Raw genomic sequence first — 25,919 nt, 5'->3', positions numbered from 1 at the left:
TAATGCCAGGCGACAACATCAAGATGGTTGTGACTCTGATCCACCCAATCGCGATGGACGACGGTCTGCGTTTCGCAATCCGTGAAGGCGGCCGTACCGTTGGCGCGGGCGTTGTTGCTAAAGTTCTCGGCTAATCGCTGATAACATTTGACGCAATGCGCAATAAAAGGGCATCATTTGATGCCCTTTTTGCACGCTTTCATATCAGAACCTGGCTCATCAGTGATTAATTTTGTCATAATCATTGCTGAGACAGGCTCTGCGGAGAGCGTATAATACGAAAAGCGAATAGCATTTCGATTGGTTTGCCTCGCACTCGCGGGGTGAAAATGTTTGTAGAATACTTCTGACAGGTTGGTTTATGAGTGCGAATACCGAAGCTCAAGGGAGCGGGCGCGGCCTGGAAGCGATGAAATGGGTAGTTGTAGCCGTGCTGCTGATTGTGGCGATTGTCGGCAACTATCTTTATCGTGACATGATGCTGCCGCTACGCGCGCTTGCAGTGGTAATTCTGATTGCTGCGGCGGGTGGTGTCGCGCTGTTGACGACAAAAGGCAAAGCGACCGTTGCGTTTGCCCGCGAAGCGCGTACCGAAGTCCGCAAGGTCATTTGGCCGACTCGCCAGGAAACATTGCACACCACGCTGATCGTAGCGGCGGTAACCGCTGTAATGTCACTGATCCTGTGGGGACTGGATGGTATTCTGGTTCGCCTGGTATCCTTTATCACTGGCCTGAGGTTCTGAGATGTCTGAAGCCCCTAAAAAGCGCTGGTACGTCGTTCAGGCGTTTTCCGGTTTTGAAGGCCGCGTAGCAACGTCGCTGCGTGAGCATATCAAATTACACAACATGGAAGAGTTGTTTGGCGAAGTTATGGTTCCGACCGAAGAAGTGGTTGAGATCCGTGGCGGCCAGCGTCGCAAAAGCGAGCGCAAATTCTTCCCGGGTTACGTGCTGGTTCAGATGGTTATGAACGACGCGAGCTGGCACCTGGTGCGCAGCGTGCCGCGTGTGATGGGCTTTATCGGCGGCACGTCTGACCGTCCGGCGCCAATCAGCGACAAAGAAGTTGATGCGATTATGAACCGCCTGCAGCAGGTGGGTGATAAGCCGCGTCCGAAAACGCTGTTTGAACCGGGTGAAATGGTTCGTGTTAATGACGGTCCGTTTGCTGACTTTAATGGCGTGGTTGAAGAAGTGGACTATGAGAAGTCCCGCCTGAAAGTTTCTGTTTCTATCTTCGGTCGTGCGACCCCGGTAGAGCTGGACTTTGCCCAGGTAGAAAAAGCCTAAGCAGCGATCAAAAAAGCGACGATTTAATCGTTGCACAAGGCGCGGGATTGGAATACAATTTCGCGCCTTTTGTTTTTATGGGTCCCGGCCCGTAAAACGAATTTTATTCACGGGGAGCCTCCCTGAGGCGCTATTACCCAATCAGAGGATTTTAGAATGGCTAAGAAAGTACAAGCCTACGTCAAGCTGCAGGTTGCAGCTGGTATGGCGAACCCAAGTCCACCAGTTGGTCCAGCTCTGGGTCAGCAGGGTGTGAACATCATGGAATTCTGTAAAGCGTTCAACGCAAAAACGGAATCCCTGGAAAAAGGTCTGCCAATCCCAGTCGTAATCACTGTTTACGCTGACCGTTCTTTCACTTTCGTTACCAAAACCCCTCCAGCAGCAGTTCTGCTGAAGAAAGCGGCTGGTATCAAGTCTGGTTCCGGTAAACCGAACAAAGACAAAGTGGGTAAAATTTCCCGCGCTCAGCTGCAGGAAATCGCGCAGACCAAAGCTGCCGACATGACTGGTGCCGACATTGAAGCGATGACTCGCTCCATCGAAGGTACTGCACGTTCCATGGGCCTGGTAGTGGAGGACTAAGAAATGGCTAAACTGACCAAGCGCATGTCCGTGATCCGTGACAAAGTTGATGCGACCAAACAGTACGACATCAACGAAGCTATTGCTCTGCTGAAAGAACTGGCGACTGCTAAGTTCGTTGAAAGCGTTGACGTTGCCGTTAACCTGGGCATCGACGCGCGTAAATCCGATCAGAACGTTCGTGGCGCAACTGTACTGCCACACGGTACTGGCCGTTCCGTTCGCGTAGCTGTATTTGCTCAGGGTGCAAACGCTGAAGCTGCTAAAGCTGCCGGCGCTGAACTGGTAGGTATGGAAGATCTGGCTGATCAGATCAAGAAAGGCGAAATGAACTTTGACGTTGTTATTGCTTCTCCAGATGCAATGCGCGTTGTTGGCCAGCTGGGCCAGGTTCTGGGTCCACGCGGCCTGATGCCAAACCCAAAAGTGGGTACTGTAACCCCTAACGTTGCTGAAGCGGTTAAGAACGCTAAAGCAGGTCAGGTTCGTTACCGTAACGACAAAAACGGCATCATCCACACCACCATCGGTAAAGTGGACTTTGACGCTGACAAACTGAAAGAAAACCTGGAAGCTCTGCTGGTTGCGCTGAAAAAAGCTAAACCAACTCAGGCGAAAGGCGTGTACATCAAGAAAGTTAGCATCTCCACCACCATGGGTGCAGGTGTTGCAGTTGACCAGGCTGGCCTGAGCGCTGCTGCAAACTAATGCCTTTACGTGGGCGGTGATTTTGTCTACAATCTTACCCCCACGTTTGCTAACGAAAGTTAGCAGCTAAAAGATTTGTTCGTTGGAGCCTGGCCTATCCAGGCCTCCGTCGAAGACCGCAGGTGTTTCGCAAGAAACTTAATCCCCTGCGTAGACGGTGACAGAACGCTAAGATTATTTTTAATACTCTGGCTTGTTTCTGCTCACCGTATTAAGACGCTCTTCCCGTTGGGTTGAGTGAAGTGAGTTCCGGAACATGAGTTCCGGCAAACATCCAGGAGCAAAGCTAATGGCTTTAAATCTTCAAGACAAACAAGCGATTGTTGCTGAAGTCAGCGAAGTAGCCAAAGGCGCGCTGTCTGCAGTAGTTGCGGATTCCCGTGGCGTTACTGTAGACAAAATGACTGAACTGCGTAAAGCAGGTCGTGAAGCTGGCGTATACATGCGTGTTGTTCGTAACACCCTGCTGCGTCGCGTAGTTGAAGGTACTCAGTTCGAGTGCCTGAAAGACACGTTTGTTGGTCCGACCCTGATTGCATACTCTATGGAACACCCGGGCGCTGCTGCTCGTCTGTTCAAAGAGTTCGCGAAAGCGAATGCAAAATTTGAGGTCAAAGCTGCAGCCTTTGAAGGTGAGTTGATCCCGGCATCGCAAATCGATCGCCTGGCAACCCTGCCGACCTACGAAGAAGCAATTGCACGCCTGATGGCAACCATGAAAGAAGCTGCGGCTGGCAAACTGGTTCGCACTCTGGCTGCTGTACGCGATGCGAAAGAAGCTGCTTAATCGCAGTTATCTTTATAAAGCATTTGCTTACGTATAAACTTATTCTGATTTTCAGGAACAATTTAAATGTCTATCACTAAAGATCAAATCATTGAAGCAGTTGCAGCTATGTCCGTAATGGACGTTGTAGAGCTGGTATCTGCAATGGAAGAAAAATTCGGTGTTTCTGCTGCTGCTGCTGTAGCTGTAGCTGCTGGCCCGGCTGAAGCTGCTGAAGAAAAAACTGAATTCGACGTAATTCTGAAAGCTGCTGGCGCGAACAAAGTTGCTGTTATCAAAGCAGTACGTGGCGCAACTGGCCTGGGTCTGAAAGAAGCTAAAGACCTGGTAGAATCTGCTCCAGCTGCGCTGAAAGAAGGCGTGAGCAAAGACGACGCAGAAGCACTGAAAAAATCTCTGGAAGAAGCTGGCGCTGAAGTTGAAGTTAAATAAGCCAACTTTTCTGGTTGCAGCCTAAGCAATTAGGCTGATGGCTGGTGACTTTTTAGTCACCAGCCTTTTTGCGCTGTAAGGCATCAGTAGCATTTCACACTGTTTGACTGCTGATTGTCCTGACAATGCTTGTTTCTATCGACGACTTAATATACTGCGACAGGGTGCTCGCTCTGTGTAAATCGCAATGAAATGGTTTAAGCGTGATAGCAACAGGTATTGCGGAAAGTATTCAATTTTCCGGTCCACAAAATGGTGTTGCACAAACTGTCCCTTCGTCGGACAGATGGGTCGACTTGTCAGCGAGCTGAGGAACCCTATGGTTTACTCCTATACCGAGAAAAAACGTATTCGTAAGGATTTTGGTAAACGTCCACAAGTTCTGGACATTCCATATCTCCTTTCTATCCAGCTTGACTCGTTCCAGAAGTTTATCGAGCAAGATCCTGAAGGGCAGTACGGTCTGGAAGCAGCCTTCCGTTCCGTGTTCCCGATTCAGAGCTACAGCGGTAACTCCGAGCTGCAGTACGTCAGCTACCGCCTTGGCGAACCGGTGTTTGACGTTCAGGAATGTCAGATCCGTGGCGTGACCTATTCCGCACCGCTGCGCGTAAAACTGCGTCTGGTGATCTACGAGCGCGAAGCGCCGGAAGGCACCGTAAAAGACATTAAAGAACAAGAAGTCTACATGGGTGAGATTCCACTCATGACGGACAACGGTACTTTCGTTATCAACGGTACTGAGCGTGTTATCGTTTCCCAGCTGCATCGTAGCCCGGGCGTCTTCTTCGACAGCGATAAAGGTAAAACACACTCTTCCGGTAAAGTACTGTATAACGCACGCATCATTCCTTACCGTGGTTCATGGCTGGACTTCGAGTTCGATCCAAAAGACAACCTGTTTGTCCGTATCGACCGTCGTCGTAAACTGCCTGCAACCATCATTCTGCGTGCACTGAACTATACCACTGAGCAGATCCTGGACCTGTTCTTTGAGAAAGTGATCTTTGAAATCCGCGACAACAAGCTGCAGATGGAGCTGGTGCCGGAACGTCTGCGTGGTGAGACCGCGTCGTTCGACATCGAAGCCGACGGCAAAGTGTATGTGGAAAAAGGTCGCCGTATCACCGCGCGCCACATCCGCCAGCTGGAAAAAGATGATATCAAACACATCGAAGTTCCGGTTGAATACATTGCAGGAAAAGTAGCCGCGAAAGATTACGTTGATGAATCAACTGGCGAGCTGATCTGCCCGGCGAACATGGAGCTGAGCTTGGATCTGCTGGCTAAGCTGAGCCAGTCTGGCCACAAACGTATCGAAACGCTGTTCACCAACGATCTGGACCACGGTCCGTACATCTCTGAGACTGTACGCGTCGACCCAACCAACGATCGTCTGAGCGCGCTGGTAGAAATCTACCGCATGATGCGTCCTGGTGAGCCACCAACTCGCGAAGCGGCTGAAAGCCTGTTCGAGAACCTGTTCTTCTCCGAAGACCGCTACGATCTGTCCGCGGTAGGTCGTATGAAGTTCAACCGTTCTCTGCTGCGCGACGAAATCGAAGGTTCCGGTATCCTGAGCAAAGACGACATCATCGAAGTGATGAAGAAGCTCATCGATATCCGTAACGGTAAAGGCGAAGTGGACGATATCGACCACCTCGGCAACCGTCGTATCCGTTCCGTTGGCGAAATGGCGGAAAACCAGTTCCGCGTTGGCCTGGTACGTGTAGAGCGTGCGGTGAAAGAGCGTCTGTCTCTGGGCGATCTGGATACCCTGATGCCTCAGGATATGATCAACGCCAAGCCGATTTCTGCAGCAGTGAAAGAGTTCTTCGGTTCCAGCCAGCTGTCCCAGTTCATGGACCAGAACAACCCGCTGTCTGAGATCACGCACAAACGTCGTATCTCTGCACTCGGCCCAGGCGGTCTGACCCGTGAACGTGCAGGCTTTGAAGTTCGAGACGTACACCCGACTCACTACGGTCGCGTATGTCCAATCGAAACGCCTGAAGGTCCAAACATCGGTCTGATCAACTCCCTGTCCGTGTACGCACAGACGAACGAATACGGTTTCCTTGAGACCCCGTATCGTAAAGTGACCGACGGTGTGGTTACCGACGAAATTCATTACCTGTCTGCTATCGAAGAAGGCAACTACGTTATCGCTCAGGCGAACTCCAACCTGGATGACGAAGGCCACTTTGTAGAAGATCTGGTTACCTGCCGTAGCAAAGGCGAATCCAGCTTGTTCAGCCGCGACCAGGTTGACTACATGGACGTATCCACCCAGCAGGTGGTATCCGTCGGTGCGTCCCTGATCCCGTTCCTGGAACACGATGACGCCAACCGTGCATTGATGGGTGCGAACATGCAACGTCAGGCCGTTCCAACTCTGCGTGCTGATAAGCCGCTGGTTGGTACCGGTATGGAACGTGCTGTTGCCGTTGACTCCGGTGTTACTGCAGTTGCTAAGCGTGGCGGTACCGTTCAGTACGTTGACGCATCCCGTATCGTTATCAAAGTTAACGAAGACGAGATGTATCCGGGCGAAGCGGGTATCGACATCTACAACCTGACCAAATACACCCGTTCTAACCAGAACACCTGTATCAACCAGATGCCTTGCGTATCTCTGGGTGAGCCAGTTGAGCGCGGCGACGTGCTGGCAGACGGTCCGTCCACCGACCTCGGTGAACTGGCGCTCGGTCAGAACATGCGCGTAGCGTTCATGCCGTGGAACGGTTACAACTTCGAAGACTCCATCCTCGTCTCCGAGCGTGTGGTTCAGGAAGATCGTTTCACCACCATCCACATTCAGGAACTGGCCTGTGTGTCCCGTGACACCAAGCTGGGGCCAGAAGAGATCACTGCCGACATCCCTAACGTGGGTGAAGCTGCGCTCTCCAAGCTGGATGAATCCGGTATTGTTTACATCGGTGCGGAAGTGACCGGCGGCGACATTCTGGTAGGTAAGGTTACGCCGAAAGGTGAAACCCAGCTGACCCCAGAAGAGAAACTGCTGCGTGCTATCTTCGGTGAGAAAGCGTCTGACGTTAAAGACTCTTCTCTGCGCGTACCAAACGGTGTTTCCGGTACGGTTATCGACGTTCAGGTCTTCACTCGTGATGGCGTTGAGAAAGATAAGCGTGCGCTGGAAATCGAAGAGATGCAGCTCAAACAGGCTAAGAAAGACCTGTCTGAAGAACTGCAGATCCTCGAAGCAGGTCTGTTCAGCCGTATCTATGCGGTGCTGGTTGCCGGTGGCGTTGAAGCTGAGAAGCTCGACAAACTGCCACGCGATCGCTGGCTGGAACTCGGCCTGACCGACGAAGAGAAACAAAATCAGCTGGAACAGCTGGCTGAGCAGTATGACGAACTGAAACACGAGTTCGAGAAAAAACTCGAAGCGAAACGCCGCAAAATCACTCAGGGCGACGATCTGGCACCAGGCGTGCTGAAGATTGTTAAGGTGTATCTGGCTGTTAAACGTCAGATCCAGCCTGGTGATAAGATGGCAGGTCGTCACGGTAACAAGGGTGTTATCTCTAAGATCAACCCGATCGAAGATATGCCGCACGATGCTAACGGTACGCCGGTAGATATCGTACTGAACCCACTGGGCGTACCGTCTCGTATGAACATTGGTCAGATCCTGGAAACTCACCTGGGTATGGCTGCGAAAGGTATTGGCGACAAGATTAACGCCATGCTGAAACAGCAGCAGGAAGTCGCGAAACTGCGCGAATTCATCCAGCGTGCCTACGATCTGGGTACCGACGTGCGTCAGAAAGTCGACCTGAACACCTTCAGCGATGAAGAAGTGCTGCGTCTGGCAGAGAACCTGCGCAAAGGTATGCCAATTGCAACGCCGGTATTCGACGGTGCAAAAGAAGCTGAAATTAAAGAGCTGCTGCAACTGGGTGGTCTGCCAACGTCTGGTCAGATTACGCTGTTTGACGGCCGTACCGGTGAACAGTTCGAACGTCCGGTAACCGTAGGTTACATGTACATGCTGAAACTGAACCACCTGGTCGACGACAAGATGCACGCTCGTTCTACCGGTTCTTACAGCCTGGTTACTCAGCAGCCGCTGGGTGGTAAGGCACAGTTCGGTGGTCAGCGCTTCGGGGAGATGGAAGTGTGGGCGCTGGAAGCATACGGCGCGGCATACACCCTGCAGGAAATGCTCACCGTTAAGTCTGATGACGTGAATGGTCGTACCAAGATGTATAAAAACATCGTGGACGGCAACCATCAGATGGAACCAGGCATGCCAGAGTCCTTCAACGTACTGTTGAAAGAGATTCGTTCGCTGGGTATCAACATCGAACTGGAAGACGAGTAATTCTCGCTCAAACAGGTCACTGGTGCCGGGTTAACCCCCGGCACCGGATTGTGCTAACTCCGACGGGAGCAAATCCGTGAAAGATTTATTAAAGTTTCTGAAAGCGCAGACTAAAACCGAAGAGTTTGATGCGATCAAAATTGCTCTGGCTTCGCCAGACATGATCCGTTCATGGTCTTTCGGTGAAGTTAAAAAGCCGGAAACCATCAACTACCGTACGTTCAAACCTGAGCGTGACGGCCTTTTCTGTGCGCGTATTTTCGGGCCAGTAAAAGATTACGAGTGCCTGTGCGGTAAGTACAAGCGCCTGAAACACCGCGGTGTGATCTGTGAGAAGTGCGGCGTTGAAGTGACCCAGACCAAAGTACGCCGTGAGCGTATGGGCCACATCGAGCTGGCGTCTCCGACTGCTCACATCTGGTTCCTGAAATCTCTGCCGTCCCGTATCGGTCTGCTGCTGGATATGCCGCTGCGCGATATCGAACGTGTTCTGTACTTCGAATCTTATGTAGTTATCGAAGGCGGAATGACGAACCTGGAACGTCACCAGATCCTGACTGAAGAGCAGTATCTGGACGCGCTGGAAGAGTTCGGTGACGAATTCGACGCGAAGATGGGTGCGGAAGCTATTCAGGCCCTGCTGAAGAGCATGGATCTGGAGCAGGAATGCGAGCAGCTGCGTGAAGAGCTGAACGAAACCAACTCCGAAACCAAGCGTAAAAAGCTGACCAAGCGTATCAAACTGCTGGAAGCGTTCGTTCAGTCTGGTAACAAACCAGAGTGGATGATCCTGACCGTTCTGCCGGTTCTGCCGCCAGATCTGCGTCCGCTGGTTCCGCTGGATGGTGGTCGTTTCGCAACGTCCGATCTGAACGATCTGTATCGTCGCGTTATCAACCGTAACAACCGTCTGAAACGTCTGCTGGATTTGGCTGCGCCGGACATCATCGTACGCAACGAAAAACGTATGCTGCAGGAAGCGGTAGATGCCCTGCTGGATAACGGTCGTCGCGGTCGTGCGATCACCGGTTCTAACAAGCGTCCTCTGAAATCTTTGGCCGACATGATCAAAGGTAAGCAGGGTCGTTTCCGTCAGAACCTGCTCGGTAAGCGTGTTGACTACTCCGGTCGTTCTGTAATCACCGTAGGTCCATACCTGCGTCTGCATCAGTGCGGTCTGCCGAAGAAAATGGCACTGGAGCTGTTCAAACCGTTCATCTACGGCAAGCTGGAGCTGCGTGGCCTGGCCACCACCATCAAAGCCGCTAAGAAAATGGTTGAGCGTGAAGAAGCTGTCGTTTGGGATATCCTGGACGAAGTTATCCGCGAACACCCGGTACTGCTGAACCGTGCACCAACCCTGCACCGTCTGGGTATCCAGGCATTTGAGCCAGTCCTGATCGAAGGTAAAGCTATCCAGCTGCACCCGCTGGTTTGTGCGGCCTATAACGCCGACTTCGATGGTGACCAGATGGCTGTTCACGTACCGCTGACGCTGGAAGCCCAGCTTGAAGCGCGTGCGCTGATGATGTCTACCAACAACATCCTGTCTCCAGCGAACGGTGAACCAATTATCGTTCCTTCTCAGGACGTTGTATTGGGTCTGTACTACATGACCCGTGACTGTGTTAACGCCAAAGGCGAAGGCATGGTGCTGACTGGCCCGAAAGAAGCTGAGCGTATTTATCGCGCTGGCCTGGCCTCTCTGCATGCGCGCGTTAAAGTGCGTATCACCGAATACGAAAAAGATGCAAACGGCGAATTCGTTGCGAAGACCAGCCTGAAAGACACGACCATTGGCCGTGCCATTCTGTGGATGATCGTACCGAAAGGTCTGCCTTTCTCCATCGTCAACCAGGCGCTGGGCAAGAAAGCGATCTCCAAAATGCTGAACACCTGTTACCGCATTCTGGGTCTGAAGCCGACCGTTATCTTCGCTGACCAGACAATGTATACCGGCTTTGCTTATGCAGCGCGTTCAGGTGCATCTGTTGGTATCGATGACATGGTCATCCCAGAGAAGAAACACGAGATCATCTCTGAAGCGGAAGCTGAAGTTGCTGAGATCCAGGAGCAGTTCCAGTCTGGTCTGGTAACCGCGGGCGAACGCTACAACAAAGTTATCGATATCTGGGCAGCGGCGAACGATCGTGTATCCAAAGCGATGATGGATAACCTGCAAACCGAAACCGTGATTAACCGTGACGGCGTCGAAGAGCAGCAGGTTTCCTTCAACAGCATCTACATGATGGCCGACTCCGGTGCGCGTGGTTCTGCAGCACAGATTCGTCAGCTGGCAGGTATGCGTGGTCTGATGGCGAAGCCAGATGGCTCCATCATCGAAACGCCAATCACCGCGAACTTCCGTGAAGGTCTGAACGTACTCCAGTACTTCATCTCCACGCACGGTGCGCGTAAAGGTCTGGCGGATACCGCACTGAAGACAGCGAACTCCGGTTATCTGACGCGTCGTCTGGTTGACGTTGCGCAGGATCTGGTTGTGACCGAAGACGATTGTGGCACCCTCGAAGGTATCACCATGACCCCGGTTATCGAGGGTGGTGATGTTAAAGAGCCGCTGCGCGATCGCGTACTGGGTCGTGTGACCGCGGAAGACATTCTGAAGCCGGGCACCGCAGACATTCTGGTTCCACGCAACACCCTGCTGCACGAACAGTGGTGTGACCTGCTGGAAGCGAACTCTGTTGACTCTGTGAAAGTGCGTTCCGTTGTATCCTGTGACACCGACTTTGGTGTGTGTGCGCACTGCTACGGTCGTGACCTGGCGCGTGGCCACATCATCAACAAAGGTGAAGCCATCGGCGTTATCGCGGCACAGTCCATCGGTGAGCCGGGTACACAGCTGACGATGCGTACGTTCCACATCGGTGGTGCGGCATCTCGTGCGGCTGCTGAATCCAGCATTCAGGTAAAAAACAAAGGTAGCATCAAGCTCAGCAACGCGAAGTCTGTTGTTAACTCCGCAGGCAAGCTGGTTGTGACCTCTCGTAACACCGAGCTGAAGCTGATCGACGAATTCGGTCGTACCAAAGAGAGCTATAAAGTGCCTTACGGTGCGGTTATGGCGAAAGGTGATGGCGAGCAGGTTGCCGGCGGTGAAACCGTTGCAAACTGGGATCCACACACCATGCCGGTTATCACCGAAGTAAGTGGTTTCATCCGCTTTACTGACATGATCGACGGCCAGACCATTACTCGTCAGACCGACGAGCTGACCGGTCTGTCTTCTCTGGTGGTTCTGGATTCTGCTGAACGTACTACCGGCGGTAAAGATCTGCGTCCTGCACTGAAAATCGTTGATGCTCAGGGTAACGACGTTCTGATCCCGGGTACCGATATGCCTGCGCAGTACTTCCTGCCGGGTAAAGCGATTGTACAGCTGGAAGATGGCGTACAGATCAGCTCTGGTGACACCCTGGCGCGTATTCCTCAGGAATCCGGCGGTACCAAGGACATCACCGGTGGTCTGCCACGCGTTGCGGACCTGTTCGAAGCACGTCGTCCGAAAGAGCCTGCAATCCTGGCTGAAATCAGCGGGATCATCTCCTTCGGTAAAGAGACTAAAGGTAAGCGCCGTCTGGTTATCACACCAGTAGATGGCAGCGAGCCGTACGAAGAGATGATTCCTAAGTGGCGTCAGCTCAACGTGTTCGAAGGCGAACGTGTAGAACGTGGTGACGTGGTTTCCGACGGTCCAGAAGCGCCGCACGACATCCTGCGTCTGCGTGGTGTGCATGCTGTTACTCGTTACATTGTTAACGAAGTACAGGACGTATACCGCCTGCAGGGCGTTAAGATTAACGATAAGCACATCGAAGTTATCGTTCGTCAGATGCTGCGTAAAGCAACCATCGAAAACGCGGGCAGCTCCGACTTCCTGGAAGGCGAGCAGGTTGAATACTCACGCGTTAAGATCGCTAACCGCGATCTGGAAGCGAACGGCAAAATCGGTGCGACCTTCGCACGCGATCTGCTGGGTATCACCAAAGCGTCTCTGGCAACCGAGTCCTTCATCTCCGCAGCATCGTTCCAGGAAACGACTCGTGTCCTGACCGAAGCCGCTGTTGCGGGTAAACGTGATGAACTGCGCGGTCTGAAAGAGAACGTCATCGTGGGTCGTCTGATCCCTGCCGGTACCGGTTATGCGTACCATCAGGATCGTATGCGTCGTCGCGCTGCGGGCGAACTGCCAGCAGCACCGCAGGTTACTGCTGAAGATGCATCCGCGAGCCTGGCAGAACTGCTGAACGCAGGTCTGGGCGGTTCCGACAACGAGTAATCGTTGATGCCGTAAATAAAAAACCCGCCTCGGCGGGTTTTTTTATATCTGCATTTCTTCAATTCACTAACGGGATGCGTCGATAAAGCTCAATCATATCGCCCGCCAGATCCTGAATAACCATCGCGTTCATCAGGTGGTCCTGAGAATGAACGGTGATTAGGTTAACCGGCAGTTTCCCGGTCCCTTCGTCAAGTCCAATAAGCTGCGTCTGGATCGTATGCGCGTGCTTCACATATTCGCGGGATTCTTCCATCGCTTTTTCAGCTTCGTCAAACTCACCTTTACGCGCCATCTGCAGAGCCGTCAGGGCCGCACTGCGGGCCGCACCGGCGTTGACCAGCAGTTCCATGATTGTGGTTTCTAAGTCTTCCATTATGACTCCAGCAGTTTAAGCGCTTTTTCCAGTACGGCATCGCCTTTCATCATGCCGTAATCCATCATGTCGATCACCGCGACCTTTTTGCCCAGCGGGTCGGCCTGTGCCTGCAGTTTAGCCTGCTCGTATTTGACCTGTGGCCCCAGCAATACGATGTCGGCCGTCGCGATATTGTCTTTAAACTCCGCAACCGGAACGGCTTTAATGGTGACTTCAACCCCTTTTTTCTGCGCGGCATCTTTCATACGTTGAACCAGCATGCTGGTTGACATTCCCGCTGCACAGCATAAAACGATGTTCTTCATAATCAGCCTCGATCTACATGTGTTTATTGATAATTATCCTGCGCAGAGAGCTTCAACAACCGCTTTACCGCGATTGTGTGTCAGGCATCACAAAGAAAGCGGCATTTTTCTGAAACCGGTTACAATTCTTCGAGTAAGAGAGAAAGTCAGCCGACGGCAGTGCGAACAATACGGTTTTTTCCCTGCTTTTTAGCACTGTAGAGCGCGTTATCAACGCTACCTACAAATTGTTCCAGCGGTTCGAAATGCCATTCACCCAGACCCGCGCTGAACGTGACGTGCAGATTTTCTTCCCGCCATACGCGTCTTTCAACGGCGGTGCGCCATGCGTCAAGCAATGAAAATGCGGCAGCGATCTGCTCGGCCTGGAAAATTACCGCGAACTCTTCACCACCGTAGCGATAGACCGAGACGTGGTGGGGCTGCATTATCTGGATCCCCTCGCGCGCCACGTTACGCAGGACAATGTCGCCGCTCAGGTGTCCCCACGTGTCGTTAATTGACTTGAAGTTATCAATATCAACCAGCGCCATCGCGAAAGGCTGGTGGGCATTTAATAATTCCTCCACATCGTTATCGAACGCACGGCGGTTTTTGCAGCCGGTCAGCGCATCGTGAGTGGCCTGACGAACATACGCCATCTCACGCTCTTTATTGGACTGAATGGTGCGGCTCAGCATCGCTTCCAGACGCGGCGCCTGGCTCACATCGCCCGTTTTGATCGCATTGATAATAGTCATTAATACGGTACGCGAGGCATGACGCAGATAAAGGCCGAAGAGAATGATGATGATGGCTGCCAGCGCAAAGCCCCAGCCAACGATAGTGGTTTCGTGGCGGGTGATATCGGTAAGCGTTGCGCCAGATACCCGATAGATAACAAACCAGTCCGGGTTCGTGAAAGAGTAGTAGTAATACCAGGCATTGGTTTTCCGGTCGTAAAGATGGCCTTCGCCGCTGGTCATTTTGTCCATCAGCGCTTCGCTCACGTACTTTTTGAACAGGGCGCCTGTATCTGGGTGCAGCACGACGGTCCCGTCGCGTTCGACGACGAAGAATTCCCCTTGTACAGGGGCTACCATTTGTCGAAGGGTATACCCCATCGACGTCAAGTCAAGATGAAAAGCGAGGGTACCCTTGAGTCTGCCTTCTGTTGAAATCAATGGCTTATAAAGCGTAACTGTCGGATGCCCGGTAAAGTAGTCCGTATAATAGTGGGTATAATGGCTGAAAATACTGGCTTCTGCGTGCGCGACAAACCACGGGCGCGTCCGCGGATCGACGTTTTTACTCTTTTCCGTGGGAGGCGCTTCTGGAGCGTGTAAATAATGTCCCTCTGTGTCGGCCAGCGAGATGGATGACACGGTCGGCATCAGGTTTTGCAAATGCATCAACATCTGCAGCCCTTGCGTCGGGTTGACGTTGAGCGTCTCATTCAGTATCTCGCTGCGGGCAAAGTACATCGCAGAGCGACCAAGGATATAGTCGTTTTCACGCAGGATTGATTCGGTATAGTTAACCGCCAGGTTATGCGTGAAGTTACTGTTAATCTTGTGATAATCCTCAAGGAAATCCTTTCTTTGCGAAAGAGAGACCACGACCGCGATCAGCGCAAAACTGCACAGAATCCCCGCGAAGCTGAGCATAATGGGTCGGGTGAAAGAGAGCTTTTTGCTGTGAAGTGCCATGAGTTGTACATCGATCCTGATGGTGAATATTTTTCGTCTGCCGATATCCTCTCAGCATAGTCGCTGTCCTGCGGTTAGCGGTGAATTATACGGAACACGATTTCAGGCGAGATGATTTATCTTAAGAATCACTAAGAAATTCCTTATCCATACTTTTGCGCCCCTCTTATGCACGGAATCGGAGGCAGGGCGAAACGAGGAAGAAGCTTTTCGCCCTGGTCAGCATCCGTTGCTGACCTGATGACAATAAAAAACCGGACGATCGCTGACAATCATCCGGTTTTACCTTTCCGTAACGCCTCGATAATTTTCTACCGTGTTGCAGTGCGTTACATCGTCATTGCGAGGCTCTTCCCAGCCAGCTGTCCCAGTCTTTCCAGACAGGCTGTAAACCCTGTGCCGTCAGGGCGGCGGCAACGGCTTCCGGACGCCGTCCGTCATGCGGTGCAAACTGCTCCAGCTCCGGATGATCGTCTGCATACCCGCCCGGCTGCGTTTTGGAAAACGCGCTGACGTTGTTAATCGCCAGCGGGATGACGCGATCGCGAAACGCCGGGGATTCACGCGTTGAGAGCGATAACTCCACTTCCGGGGCGAGCAGGCGAAACGCGCAGATGGTCTGCACCAGCTGGCGTTCATCCATCAGCGAAGCCGGTTCAATGCCGCCTGCGCAGGGGCGCAGGCGTGGGAAGGAGATGGAGTATCGGGTCTGCCAGTAGTGCTGTTGCAGCCACAGCAGATGTTCTGCCACCATGTAGCAATCTACCCGCCAGCTGTCGGAAAGCCCAATTAGCGCACCCAGCCCGATTTTGTCGATCCCGGCGCGGCCCAGCCTGTCTGGCGTTTCCAGCCGGAAGAAAAAATCCTGCTTCTTCCCTTTCAGGTGATGCCGCGCGTACGTCGCCTCGTGGTAGGTTTCCTGATAGACCATAACGCCGTCCAGCCCGAGCGTTTTTAACTCCGCATACTCGTCCTGCGACAGGGGCTGAACCTCCATCTGCAACGACGCAAACTCCCGACGTATCGCAGGCAGATGCTGGCGGAAATAGTCCATTCCCACTTTCCCCTGATGCTCGCCCGTGACCAGCAGAAGATGTTCGAACCCCATTTCACGAATAGCAGCACACTCGCGTGCGATCTCCTCTTCATCGAGCGTTTTCCGCTTGATGCGGTTGCTCATGGAAAAACCACAGTAGGTACAGTCGTTGGCGCACAGGTTCGAAAGATAGAGCGGGACGTAGAAGCTCACCGTATTGCCAAACCGCTGCCGGGTGAGGCGCTGGGCGCGCTGCGCCATCGGTTCAAGGTAGGCGCTGGCCGCCGGGGAGAGCAGGGCCATCAGATCCTCGCGGGTCAGCTGACGGGCGTGCAGCGCGCGCTCCACGTCAACCGCCGTTTTGCTGTTGATGCGCAGGGCAATATCGTCCCAGTTAAGCTCGCGCCAGCGCTCGGTAAACGTGCTCATGAGAGCGCCTCCAGAAAGCCGGTCAGCGGGCTGGTGGCCTGTGCCTGAAAACTGCGCGAGCCGGGGCCGGACTCTCTGGCCAGCACGCCAGCCTCCACGGCGAGACGAAACGCACGCGCCATCATGACCGGGTCGTCGGCCACCGCAATGGCGGTATTCACCAGCACCGCGTCGGCACCCATTTCCAGCGCCTGCGCGGCATGGCTGGGCACGCCGATCCCCGCATCCACCACCACCGGCACGGTCGCCTGCTCGATGATGATCTCCAGCATCGCGCGGGTTTCCAGCCCCTGATTGGAGCCAATGGGCGCCCCCAGCGGCATGACGGCGGCGCAGCCGACCTCTTCCAGACGCTTACACAGCACGGGATCCGCGCCGCAGTAAGGCAGAACGGTAAACCCCTGCTGCACCAGCTTTTCTGCGGCTTTCAGGGTCTCGATCGGGTCGGGCAGCAGCCAGCGGGCATCCGGGTGAATTTCCAGCTTCAGCCAGCGGGTACCGAGCGCTTCCCGCGCCAGCTGTGCGGCGAACATCGCCTCCTCGGCCGTTTTCGCGCCGGAGGTGTTGGGCAGCAGCGTCACGCCTGCCTCCAGGAGCGGCGCAAGTATGGCATCGTTGTGCTGGCGCAGATCCACGCGCTTCATCGCCAGCGTCACCAGCTGGCTGCCGCTTTCACGAATAGCATCCACCATCAGCTGCGGTGAGGCGAACTTTCCGGTTCCGGTAAACAGATGTGAATCAAAGACTTTATCAGCAATACGTAACATCTCAGCCCCCTGCGATAACCTGAAACAGCAGGATCTGGTCGCCGTCATTGACCTGCTGATGTTCCCACTGCTCGCGCGGCAGGATCTGTTGATTGAGCGCCAGCGCCGTTCCCGGCTTGAGCTGGCGCAATTTGTCGAGCAGGACGGCAACGGTGAGACCGTCGTCGCACGTCATCGGCTCATCGTTAAACAGAATGCGCATCGTGGCCTCCGCATACCGGGCAGTGGCTGGCGCGGTGTAGTGCCAGATGGCGCCAGCCGCTGGAGCGGGCGTCGAACAGCCGGAGCGTGTTGCGTTCCGTCTCCATGCCGCTGAGCAGCTTGATAGCCTCCAGCGCCTGAAGGGTACCCATCACGCCCACCACCGGGCCAAGAATGCCTGCCGTGCGGCAGTTACGCTCCGGTTCAGCCTCGTCCGGCCACAGGCAGCGGTAACAGCCCTGCGCCCACGGCGGCGTAAGCACCATTATCTGCCCGCCGAACCCCACCGCGCTGGCGGTGATAAGCGGCGTATTCGTTGCCACGCAGGCGGCGTTAATCGCCTGGCGCGTCGCCATGTTGTCCGTGCAGTCCAGCACCGCGTCGGCATGGGCGACCTCCTGGCGCAGGCTTTCACCGCTGAGGCGCTCCTGCAGAGCAATCAGTTCGATATCCGGATTAAGCTGGTTAAGCCGCTGCCGGGTGATCTGCGCTTTAGGCTGGTTGACATCTTTAGTTGTGAAGAGGATTTGCCGTTGCAGGTTGCTGAGGTGCACCTCGTCGTCATCGGCCAGCACCAGCGTGCCCACGCCCGCACCGGCCAGATACAGCGCGGCGGGGGCGCCTAATCCGCCCAGGCCGACAATCAGTACCCGGCTGGCGAGCAGCTTTTGCTGCCCGTCAATGGCAATATCCTCCAGCAGGATCTGGCGGCTGTAGCGCATAAAATCGCGGTCATTCATCGCCTGCTCCTGCCAGTTGTAACAGCTTTTCGGTGGCGGACCGCCAGTCTGCCGCCTGGGTGATAGCGCTGACGACGGCGATACTGCCGACGCCGGTCTCCAGCACCGCCGGGGCCCGTTCAAGGCTGATTCCGCCGATGGCGACGGTGGGGTAATCGGCAAGGCGTTTAACGTGACTTGCCAGCTGCGTCAGACCCTGCGGTGCGGAGGGCATCTGCTTGGTTTGCGTCGGGAAGACGTGACCGAGCGCGATGTAAGAGGGACGGGCCGCCAGGGCCACGTCGATCTCCATGTCATCGTGCGTTGACACGCCAAGACGCAGCCCGGCTTCACGGATTGCGCTCAGATCCGTTGTTTCCAGGTCCTCCTGACCCAGATGCACGCCGTATGCCCGGTGCTTAACGGCCAGCCGCCAGTAGTCGTTGATAAACAGGCGGGCGTTATACCGACGCCCCAGCGCAATGGCGGCAACCACATCGGCTTCCACCTCGTCATCGCGCTTATCCTTGATGCGCAGCTGGAGGGTGCGAACGCCTGCCTCCAGCAGTTGCGCTAACCACGCCACGCTGTCCACCACCGGATAGAGCCCTAAACGGTAGGGGACGGGTGGGAAATCGGGCTGGTACATTACGCCTCCTCTTTTTTGAGGTAGATTTCGCCGCCTCTGGCGCGGAAGGTTTCCGACATGTCCGCCATACCGACTTCAATGGTCTGCGCGGCGGCGTAATCCCGCACCTCCTGGCTGATTTTCATCGAGCAGAATTTTGGCCCGCACATGGAGCAGAAGTGCGCCACCTTGCCCGACTCCTGCGGCAGGGTCTCGTCGTGGTAGGCGCGGGCGGTGAACGGATCCAGCGCCAGGTTAAACTGGTCTTCCCAGCGGAATTCAAAGCGCGCTTTGGACATGGCGTTGTCGCGGATTTGTGCGCCCGGGTGGCCTTTCGCCAGATCCGCCGCGTGGGCGGCAATTTTATAGGTAATCAGTCCCTGCTTTACGTCCTCTTTGTTGGGCAGGCCGAGGTGCTCTTTCGGCGTCACGTAGCAGAGCATGGCGCAGCCAAACCAGCCGATCATCGCCGCGCCAATCCCGGAGGTGAAGTGGTCGTAGCCCGGTGCGATATCTGTGGTCAACGGCCCCAGGGTGTAGAACGGCGCTTCGTGGCAGTGCTCCAGCTCCTCGGTCATGTTGCGGCGGATCATCTGCATCGGCACGTGGCCCGGGCCTTCAATCATCACCTGCACGTCGTACTCCCAGGCGATTTTAGTCAGCTCGCCCAAGGTGTGCAGCTCGGCAAACTGCGCTTCGTCGTTGGCATCGCGGATGGAGCCAGGACGCAGGCCGTCGCCCAGCGACAGGGAGACGTCGTACGCGGCGCAGATTTCGCAGATCTCGCGGAAGTGCTCGTAGAGGAAGTTTTCCTGATGATGGGACAGGCACCATTTCGCCATGATGGAGCCACCCCGCGAGACGATGCCGGTCAGACGTTTCGCCGTCATCGGCACGTAGCGCAGCAGCACGCCCGCGTGGATGGTGAAGTAGTCCACGCCCTGTTCCGCCTGCTCCAGCAGCGTGTCGCGGAACGCTTCCCAGGTGAGGTTTTCAGCAATGCCGTTGACCTTCTCCAGCGCCTGGTAAATCGGGACGGTACCGATCGGCACCGGGCTGTTACGCAGGATCCACTCGCGGGTTTCGTGGATGTAGCGGCCAGTGGAGAGGTCCATCACCGTGTCCGCCCCCCAGCGCGTGGACCAGACCAGCTTTTCCACCTCTTCTTCGATGGACGAGGTGACGGCAGAGTTGCCGATGTTGGCGTTGACCTTCACCAGGAAGTTGCGGCCGATAATCATCGGCTCCGATTCCGGGTGGTTGATATTGGCGGGGATAATGGCGCGGCCGGCGGCCACTTCGTCACGCACAAACTCCGGCGTGATGTTCTCCGGCAGGCGAGCGCCAAAGCCTTCACCCGGATGCTGGTGGCGCAATATTTCGCTGCGGATGCGCTCGCGGCCCATGTTTTCGCGGATGGCGATGAACTCCATCTCCGGCGTGACGATACCCTGGCGCGCGTAGTGCAGCTGGGTTACGCACTTGCCCGCTCTGGCGCGTTTTGGCGTCAGCAGGCCGGTAAAGCGCAGCTCGTCCAGGCCGTCGTCGGCCAGGCGTTCTTTGGTGTACGCAGAACTGCGTACGCTCAGTTCTTCGCAGTCGTTACGCGCCTCAATCCACGGCTGGCGCAGCTTTGCCAGACCTTGCTGCACGTTGATAGCAACATCAGGATCGCCGTATGGGCCGGAGGTGTCATACACCGGCACGGCTTCGTTGTCTTCATACTGCGGATTCTCTTTGCTGCCGCCGATAAGCGTCGGGCTGAGCTGGATTTCGCGCATCGGCACGCGGATATCGGCCTGTGAACCGGTGATGTAGATGCGTTTCGAGTTCGGGAAAGCGGTGCCTTCCAGGGTGTCGATGAAGTGTTGGGCCTGTGCACGCTGTTCGCGGCGGGTCAGTTTTGTTGTAGACATAGCTCATTCCAGAAGTGAAGGACATGGCTTGTCAGACGACGGATGAAGCAAGAGGAGATCGCCCCAGGGGCGATACAACAGCAGCGTGACTCTTGTTCCCTTCGCAGGTATTAACCTGATCAGGTTCCGCGGATCCCGAATTAACGGTCTCAGCCCGTGCTTACACACTGGGCACTCCGACAAGAAAAATCCCCCTCCGCAGAGGGGCGACTGGTTGTAAATTACTCGTTAACGGTTAAGAACTCAAGCAGGGCGCGCAACGTTATCGCTGCTGCTGATATTCAGGTTGTTATCCAGTACGAGGGCGATGAGCTTATCTTCCAGCGTGAATCGCTCTTCCAGCGCTTCGCCCAGGTCGGACAGCGCCTGCTGGAACTCAAGATAGTTATCGTGATCGATGGCGTTCTCGAGCGTGGAATCGTAATAGTCCATGATCTGCTGGGTATTGGCTTCCAGCTGCGGACAGAGTTTGCTGGCCGCTAAATACGGCGTTGTCCCTTCCATTTCGCGGATAATGCGTTCATAAATGTTGAAATGGCCGTCGGAGAGGTAGTCGACCAGGCTCTGACAAAAATCATCCAGCGCTTTTTCGTTTAGCCGCATAAAGGATTCTTTGCCAGGCTTAAGACCGACCAGATTGTAATACGCCACAAGGAGATGCTTGCGCACATGTAGCCAGCGATCCACCAGGGTGTTACTTCCTCCAACGCGCTCAGTCAGGCTTTCCAGCTGGTTTAACATGGTCGACTCCATAAGGTTTAGAATGGGATCTGCTTATCCAAAATGTAACCACAATGCTAACAACATGTCAGTGAAGCGAAGGTAGTGCAATAGATATGGATCGTATTATTGAAAAATCAGATCTGGGTTGGTGGATCGTCAGCCACGAACAAAAATTATGGCTGCCCTCAGGAGAGTTGCCCTACGGTACCGCGGAAACGTTCGATCTGGTGGGCCAGCCCGCGCTGAAGATCGGCGAGTGGCAGGGCGATCCCGTGTGGTTGATCCAACAGGCGCGCCGTCAGGATATGGGATCCGTACGTCAGGTGTTAGATCTTGACGTCGGCCTGTTCCAGCTGGCGGGGCGGGGCGTGCAGCTGGCGGAGTTTTACCGTTCGCACAAATATTGCGGTTACTGCGGCCACACCATGCATCCAAGCAAAACCGAATGGGCGCTGCTCTGCGGCCACTGCCGTGAACGCTACTATCCGCAAATCGCGCCGTGCATCATCGTCGCCATCCGCCGTGATGATTCCATCCTGCTGGCGCAACATACCCGTCATCGCAACGGCATTCATACCGTCCTCGCCGGGTTCGTCGAAGTAGGCGAAACGCTGGAGCAGGCGGTGGCGCGCGAGGTGATGGAGGAGAGCAGCATCAAGGTGAAGAACCTGCGCTACGTGACCTCCCAGCCGTGGCCGTTCCCGATGTCTCTGATGACCGCGTTTATGGCGGAATATGACAGCGGTGAGATTGTTATCGACCAGAAAGAGCTGCTGGAGGCGAACTGGTACCGCTACGACAATTTACCGCTGTTACCCCCTCCGGGAACGGTGGCGCGTCGCCTGATAGAAGATACCGTGGCAATGTGTCGGGCCGAGTATGAGTAGTGTTACACTGACGGACTGACGCAATAAGGAACTGCAAAATGACCGAACTGAAGAACGATCGTTATCTGCGTGCGCTGCTGCGCCAGCCCGTTGATGTCACCCCGGTGTGGATGATGCGCCAGGCGGGACGCTATCTGCCAGAGTACAAAGCCACGCGCGCGCAGGCGGGCGATTTTATGTCGCTGTGCAAAAACGCCGAGCTGGCCTGTGAGGTGACGCTCCAGCCGCTGCGCCGCTTCCCGCTGGATGCCGCCATTCTCTTTTCGGACATTCTTACCATTCCGGACGCGATGGGCCTGGGGCTCTATTTCGAAACCGGCGAGGGCCCGCGCTTTACCTCGCCGATCAAAAGCAAAGCCGACGTCGATAAGCTGCCGATCCCCGATCCGGAAGGCGAACTGGGCTACGTGATGAACGCCGTGCGCACCATTCGTCGCGAACTGAAAGGCGAAGTGCCGCTGATTGGGTTCTCCGGCAGCCCGTGGACGCTGGCCACCTACATGGTTGAAGGCGGCAGCAGCAAAGCCTTCACCATGATTAAAAAGATGATGTACGCCGAACCGCTGGCGCTGCATGCGCTGCTCGACAAGCTGGCGAAGAGCGTTACGCTCTACCTCAACGCGCAGATTAAAGCGGGCGCGCAGTCGGTGATGATTTTCGACACCTGGGGCGGCGTGCTGACCGGACGTGATTATCAGCAGTTCTCCCTGTACTACATGCACAAAATCGTCGATGGCCTGCTGCGTGAAAACGACGGTCGCCGCGTGCCGGTAACGCTGTTCACTAAAGGCGGCGGCCAATGGCTGGAAGCGATGGCGGCCACCGGCTGCGACGCGCTGGGCCTCGACTGGACCACCGATATTGCCGATGCGCGCCGTCGCGTGGGCGACAAAGTGGCGCTGCAGGGCAACATGGATCCGTCCATGCTCTATGCTCAGCCTGCCCGCATCGAAGAGGAAGTGTCGACTATACTGTCTGGTTTCGGCCAGGGTGAAGGCCACGTCTTTAACCTCGGCCACGGCATTCATCAGGATGTGCCGCCTGAACACGCAGGCGTATTTGTGGAGGCGGTGCATCGGCTTTCTGCCCAGTATCACAAGTAAGGAGTGGTTATGGATCTCGCGTCGCTACGCGCTCAGCAAATCGAACTGGCTTCATCGGTGATCCGCGAGGATCGTCTGGATAAGGATCCCCCGCAGTACATTGGCGGGGCGGACGTCGGGTTCGAGCAGGGCGGTGAAGTGACGCGGGCGGCGATGGTGGTGCTGAAATACCCGTCGCTGGAGCTGGTGGAGTACAAGGTGGCGCGTATCGCCACCACCATGCCCTATATTCCCGGCTTTCTCTCCTTCCGCGAATACCCCGCGCTGCTGGCCGCGTGGGAGCAACTCTCGCAAAAACCTGACCTCCTGTTTGTTGACGGGCACGGTATCTCCCATCCGCGTCGCTTAGGCGTCGCCAGCCACTTTGGTCTGCTGGTGGACGTGCCGACCATCGGCGTGGCGAAAAAACGCCTGTGCGGCGCGTTTGAGCCGCTTTCTGCCGAACCGGGCGCGCTGGCGCCGCTTATCCATAAAGACGAGCAGCTGGCGTGGGTCTGGCGCAGTAAAGCGCGCTGTAATCCGCTGTTTATCGCCACCGGACATCGGGTGAGCATGGACAGCGCGCTGGCGTGGGTGCAGCGCTGCATGAAGGGCTACCGGTTACCGGAGCCAACCCGCTGGGCTGACGCCGTTGCCTCTTCACGTCCGGCATTCATTCGTTGGCAGGAAATTCAGCCGTGATTCAGGTAAACTGCGGCTAATTTTCGATTCGAGACATCATCATGTTACAAAACCCGATTCATCTGCGCCTTGAGAAGCTGGAAAGCTGGCAGCACGTGACGTTTATGGCTTGCCTGTGCGAGCGCATGTATCCCAACTATGCCGCGTTCTGTAAGCAAACGGAGTTTGGCGAAGGCCAGATTTATCGACGTATCCTGGATTTGATCTGGGAGACGCTGACGGTGAAAGACGCAAAGGTGAACTTCGATTCACAGCTCGAAAAGCTGGAAGAGGCGATCCCGGCGGCGGACGATTACGACCTGTACGGCGTTTATCCGGCAATCGACGCCTGCGTGGCGTTGAGCGAGCTGATCCACTCCCGTCTGAGCGGTGAAACCCTGGAACACGCCATTGAAGTCAGCAAGGCATCCATTACCACCGTTGCGATGCTTGAAATGACCCAGGAAGGCCGTGAAATGACCGACGAGGAGCTGCGTGCTAACCCGGCGGTTGAACAGGAATGGGATATTCAGTGGGAAATTTTCCGTCTGCTGGCGGAGTGTGAAGAACGTGATATTGAGCTGATCAAAGGGCTTCGCGCGGACCTTCGCGAGGCCGGTGAGAGCAATATTGGTATAATTTTTAACCAATGAGACAACAAAACGTGATTTAACGCCTGTTTTGTCACTCCTCGACTCTTCCCTTTCGCCCCCCGTCTGGTCTACATTTGGGGGGCGAAAAAAAGTGGCTATCGGTGCGTGTATGCAGGAGAGTGCTTTTTTGGCATTTTCGTCGCACTCGATGCTTAGCAAGCGATAAACACATTGAAAGGATAACTTATGAACAAGACTCAACTGATTGATGTAATTGCGGACAAGGCTGATCTGTCTAAAGTGCAGGCTAAAGCTGCTCTGGAATCTACCCTGGCTGCTATTACTGAGTCTCTGAAAGAAGGCGATGCTGTACAACTGGTTGGTTTCGGTACCTTCAAAGTGAACCACCGCGCTGAGCGTACTGGCCGCAACCCGCAGACCGGTAAAGAAATCAAAATCGCCGCAGCTAACGTGCCGGCATTTGTTTCTGGTAAAGCACTGAAAGACGCAGTTAAGTAAGACGCGTGGCAGTGAACAGTTTTAACGAAGGGGCGGCAACGCCCCTTTTGTCATTCTGGCGTGGAACGCTCGCGCTGGCAGGCGTACTGTTGCTGTCTGCCTGTAGCCATGATTCCTCACTCCCCCCGTTTACCGCCAGCGGCTACGCTGACAACCAGGGTGCGGTCAGGATCTGGCGCAAAGATTCCAGCGATGAAGTCCATATGCTCACCGCATTCAGCCCGTGGCATAACGGCAACACCTCGACCGCAGAATACCGCTGGCAGGGCGATGCGCTGTCGCTCATTGAACTGAATATCTACAGTAAGACTCCCGAACACGTGAAGGTGCGTTTCGACGACCACGGCGAGCTGAGCTTTATGCAGCATGAGGTCAGCGGGTTGAAACAGCAGCTTTCCAGCGATCAGGTCGCCCTTTACCGCTACCGCGCCGAACAGCTCCGTCAGACCAGCGACGCGCTGCGTCAGGGCCGCGTGGTGCTGCGCCAGGGGCGCTGGCATGCCGACGGCACGGTGACCACCTGCGAAGGGCAGACGGTGAAGCCTGAGCTTGAATCCTGGGCAACCGAACACATTCAGCGTCGTCAGCGGCATTCATCTGTGGAGGTGAGTGTGGCATGGCTGGAAGCGCCGGAAGGCTCTCAGCTGCTGCTGGTGGCGAACGAAGACTTCTGCACCTGGCAGCCGACAGAGAAAAGTTTTTGATTTAAGTTCCCTCTCCCTTGAGGGTGTACGGTCCGGGGACATAGTGAACACTTGTTCGGGGACATGGTAGACACTTACAACTAAGGCATAAGAACCCGTCTATGGAGTCGCTTATGCCCTGGGATGCGAGAGATACCATGTCATTACGTACCGAGTTTGTACTGTTCGCCTCGCAGGACGGGGCGAACATCCGTTCCCTCTGCCGTCAGT

At 55.2% G+C, this 25,919-nt stretch carries 25 protein-coding genes and 1 riboswitch; of the genes, 15 read left to right on the top strand and 10 right to left on the bottom strand.

The genetic code is table 11. The annotated features are described in order from the left end of the window. The 9 genes from APT89_RS23600 to rpoC all read left to right on the top strand — a co-directional run. The coding region (locus tag APT89_RS23600; RefSeq protein ID WP_001464716.1) for an EF-Tu C-terminal domain-related protein at window positions 1–134 on the top strand (134 nt) is incomplete at its 5' end. A gap of 227 nt (window positions 135–361) precedes the next feature. Then, a complete protein-coding gene (gene secE / locus APT89_RS17645; protein ID WP_003862342.1) occupies window positions 362–745 on the top strand; it encodes a preprotein translocase subunit SecE in 384 nt (127 codons plus the stop codon). Window position 746: 1 nt separating this feature from the next. Next, complete coding sequence (nusG, locus tag APT89_RS17640; RefSeq protein WP_003862341.1) at window positions 747–1,292, top strand: transcription termination/antitermination protein NusG; 546 nt, start codon at window positions 747–749, stop codon at window positions 1,290–1,292. 156 nt (window positions 1,293–1,448) lie between these two features. Beyond that, on the top strand, window positions 1,449–1,877 hold the full coding sequence (gene rplK / locus APT89_RS17635; protein WP_008503452.1) for a 50S ribosomal protein L11: 429 nt from the start codon (window positions 1,449–1,451) through the stop codon (window positions 1,875–1,877). 3 nt (window positions 1,878–1,880) lie between these two features. After that, window positions 1,881–2,585: a 50S ribosomal protein L1 gene (gene rplA, locus APT89_RS17630; RefSeq protein WP_006810530.1), complete on the top strand. Its 705-nt coding sequence runs from the start codon at window positions 1,881–1,883 to the stop codon at window positions 2,583–2,585. A 289-nt stretch (window positions 2,586–2,874) separates the two neighbouring features. Continuing rightward, window positions 2,875–3,372 carry a 50S ribosomal protein L10 gene (gene rplJ / locus APT89_RS17625; protein WP_003862338.1) on the top strand — a complete coding sequence of 166 codons (498 nt, stop codon included), beginning with the start codon at window positions 2,875–2,877 and terminating at the stop codon, window positions 3,370–3,372. Between the two features lie 66 nt (window positions 3,373–3,438). After that, entirely contained in the window at window positions 3,439–3,804 is a 366-nt protein-coding gene (gene rplL, locus APT89_RS17620) for a 50S ribosomal protein L7/L12 (RefSeq protein WP_002445276.1), read from the top strand. A gap of 319 nt (window positions 3,805–4,123) precedes the next feature. Then, window positions 4,124–8,152, top strand: coding sequence for a DNA-directed RNA polymerase subunit beta (rpoB, locus tag APT89_RS17615; RefSeq protein WP_015569976.1), 4,029 nt, complete (start codon window positions 4,124–4,126; stop codon window positions 8,150–8,152). A 76-nt stretch (window positions 8,153–8,228) separates the two neighbouring features. Next, window positions 8,229–12,452 (top strand): DNA-directed RNA polymerase subunit beta', encoded by a 4,224-nt coding sequence (gene rpoC, locus APT89_RS17610; RefSeq protein WP_028015097.1) that lies wholly within the window; start codon window positions 8,229–8,231, stop codon window positions 12,450–12,452. Window positions 12,453–12,510: 58 nt separating this feature from the next. Here rpoC and APT89_RS17605 read toward each other — a convergent pair whose 3' ends face one another. From APT89_RS17605 to APT89_RS17560, 10 genes are all read right to left on the bottom strand, one after another. Beyond that, window positions 12,511–12,828, bottom strand: a complete 318-nt coding sequence (locus APT89_RS17605) for a PTS lactose/cellobiose transporter subunit IIA (protein ID WP_008503455.1) — start codon at window positions 12,826–12,828, stop codon at window positions 12,511–12,513. Beyond that, complete coding sequence (locus APT89_RS17600) at window positions 12,828–13,136, bottom strand: PTS sugar transporter subunit IIB (protein WP_010425948.1); 309 nt, start codon at window positions 13,134–13,136, stop codon at window positions 12,828–12,830. The genes APT89_RS17605 and APT89_RS17600 overlap by 1 nt, the downstream gene beginning before the upstream one ends. Window positions 13,137–13,282: 146 nt before the next feature. After that, window positions 13,283–14,824, bottom strand: a complete 1,542-nt coding sequence (locus APT89_RS17595; protein ID WP_060573154.1) for a sensor domain-containing diguanylate cyclase — start codon at window positions 14,822–14,824, stop codon at window positions 13,283–13,285. A gap of 337 nt (window positions 14,825–15,161) precedes the next feature. Further along, entirely contained in the window at window positions 15,162–16,289 is a 1,128-nt protein-coding gene (gene thiH, locus APT89_RS17590; protein ID WP_047363709.1) for a 2-iminoacetate synthase ThiH, read from the bottom strand. After that, entirely contained in the window at window positions 16,286–17,056 is a 771-nt protein-coding gene (gene thiG / locus APT89_RS17585; RefSeq protein ID WP_045630292.1) for a thiazole synthase, read from the bottom strand. Before thiG ends, thiH begins: the two co-directional genes overlap by 4 nt. A 1-nt stretch (window position 17,057) precedes the next feature. Then, window positions 17,058–17,258 (bottom strand): sulfur carrier protein ThiS, encoded by a 201-nt coding sequence (thiS, locus tag APT89_RS17580; RefSeq protein ID WP_045630293.1) that lies wholly within the window; start codon window positions 17,256–17,258, stop codon window positions 17,058–17,060. Further along, entirely contained in the window at window positions 17,242–17,997 is a 756-nt protein-coding gene (thiF, locus tag APT89_RS17575) for a thiazole biosynthesis adenylyltransferase ThiF (protein WP_060573152.1), read from the bottom strand. Before thiF ends, thiS begins: the two co-directional genes overlap by 17 nt. Further along, a complete protein-coding gene (thiE, locus tag APT89_RS17570; RefSeq protein WP_060573150.1) occupies window positions 17,990–18,625 on the bottom strand; it encodes a thiamine phosphate synthase in 636 nt (211 codons plus the stop codon). The genes thiF and thiE overlap by 8 nt, the downstream gene beginning before the upstream one ends. Continuing rightward, a complete protein-coding gene (thiC, locus tag APT89_RS17565; protein ID WP_041911590.1) occupies window positions 18,625–20,520 on the bottom strand; it encodes a phosphomethylpyrimidine synthase ThiC in 1,896 nt (631 codons plus the stop codon). The genes thiE and thiC overlap by 1 nt, the downstream gene beginning before the upstream one ends. A 79-nt stretch (window positions 20,521–20,599) precedes the next feature. After that, window positions 20,600–20,709, bottom strand: a riboswitch (TPP riboswitch). Between the two features lie 54 nt (window positions 20,710–20,763). Continuing rightward, a complete protein-coding gene (locus APT89_RS17560; protein WP_028015105.1) occupies window positions 20,764–21,261 on the bottom strand; it encodes an Rsd/AlgQ family anti-sigma factor in 498 nt (165 codons plus the stop codon). 95 nt (window positions 21,262–21,356) lie between these two features. Here APT89_RS17560 and nudC point away from each other — a divergent pair, with 95 nt between their 5' ends. From nudC to APT89_RS17530, 6 genes are all read left to right on the top strand, one after another. Then, the gene (gene nudC / locus APT89_RS17555) at window positions 21,357–22,130 is read left to right on the top strand and encodes an NAD(+) diphosphatase (RefSeq protein ID WP_047363705.1); all 774 of its coding nucleotides are present in this window, start codon (window positions 21,357–21,359) and stop codon (window positions 22,128–22,130) included. Window positions 22,131–22,168: 38 nt separating this feature from the next. Then, complete coding sequence (gene hemE / locus APT89_RS17550) at window positions 22,169–23,233, top strand: uroporphyrinogen decarboxylase (protein ID WP_028015107.1); 1,065 nt, start codon at window positions 22,169–22,171, stop codon at window positions 23,231–23,233. A gap of 9 nt (window positions 23,234–23,242) precedes the next feature. Then, on the top strand, window positions 23,243–23,914 hold the full coding sequence (nfi, locus tag APT89_RS17545; RefSeq protein ID WP_060573148.1) for a deoxyribonuclease V: 672 nt from the start codon (window positions 23,243–23,245) through the stop codon (window positions 23,912–23,914). A gap of 41 nt (window positions 23,915–23,955) precedes the next feature. Then, window positions 23,956–24,546, top strand: a complete 591-nt coding sequence (locus APT89_RS17540) for a YjaG family protein (RefSeq protein ID WP_022646712.1) — start codon at window positions 23,956–23,958, stop codon at window positions 24,544–24,546. A 186-nt stretch (window positions 24,547–24,732) separates the two neighbouring features. Then, window positions 24,733–25,005, top strand: coding sequence for a nucleoid-associated protein HU-alpha (gene hupA, locus APT89_RS17535; RefSeq protein ID WP_002445246.1), 273 nt, complete (start codon window positions 24,733–24,735; stop codon window positions 25,003–25,005). An 11-nt stretch (window positions 25,006–25,016) separates the two neighbouring features. Beyond that, window positions 25,017–25,709, top strand: coding sequence for a DUF1481 domain-containing protein (locus tag APT89_RS17530; RefSeq protein ID WP_017384076.1), 693 nt, complete (start codon window positions 25,017–25,019; stop codon window positions 25,707–25,709). Window positions 25,710–25,919 lie beyond the last annotated feature (210 nt).

The organism is Enterobacter sp. 50588862 (assembly GCF_001462935.1).
GTDB classification, from domain to species: Bacteria; Pseudomonadota; Gammaproteobacteria; order Enterobacterales; family Enterobacteriaceae; genus Enterobacter; species Enterobacter bugandensis.
This window is presented reverse-complemented; position numbering and strand designations above follow the sequence as displayed.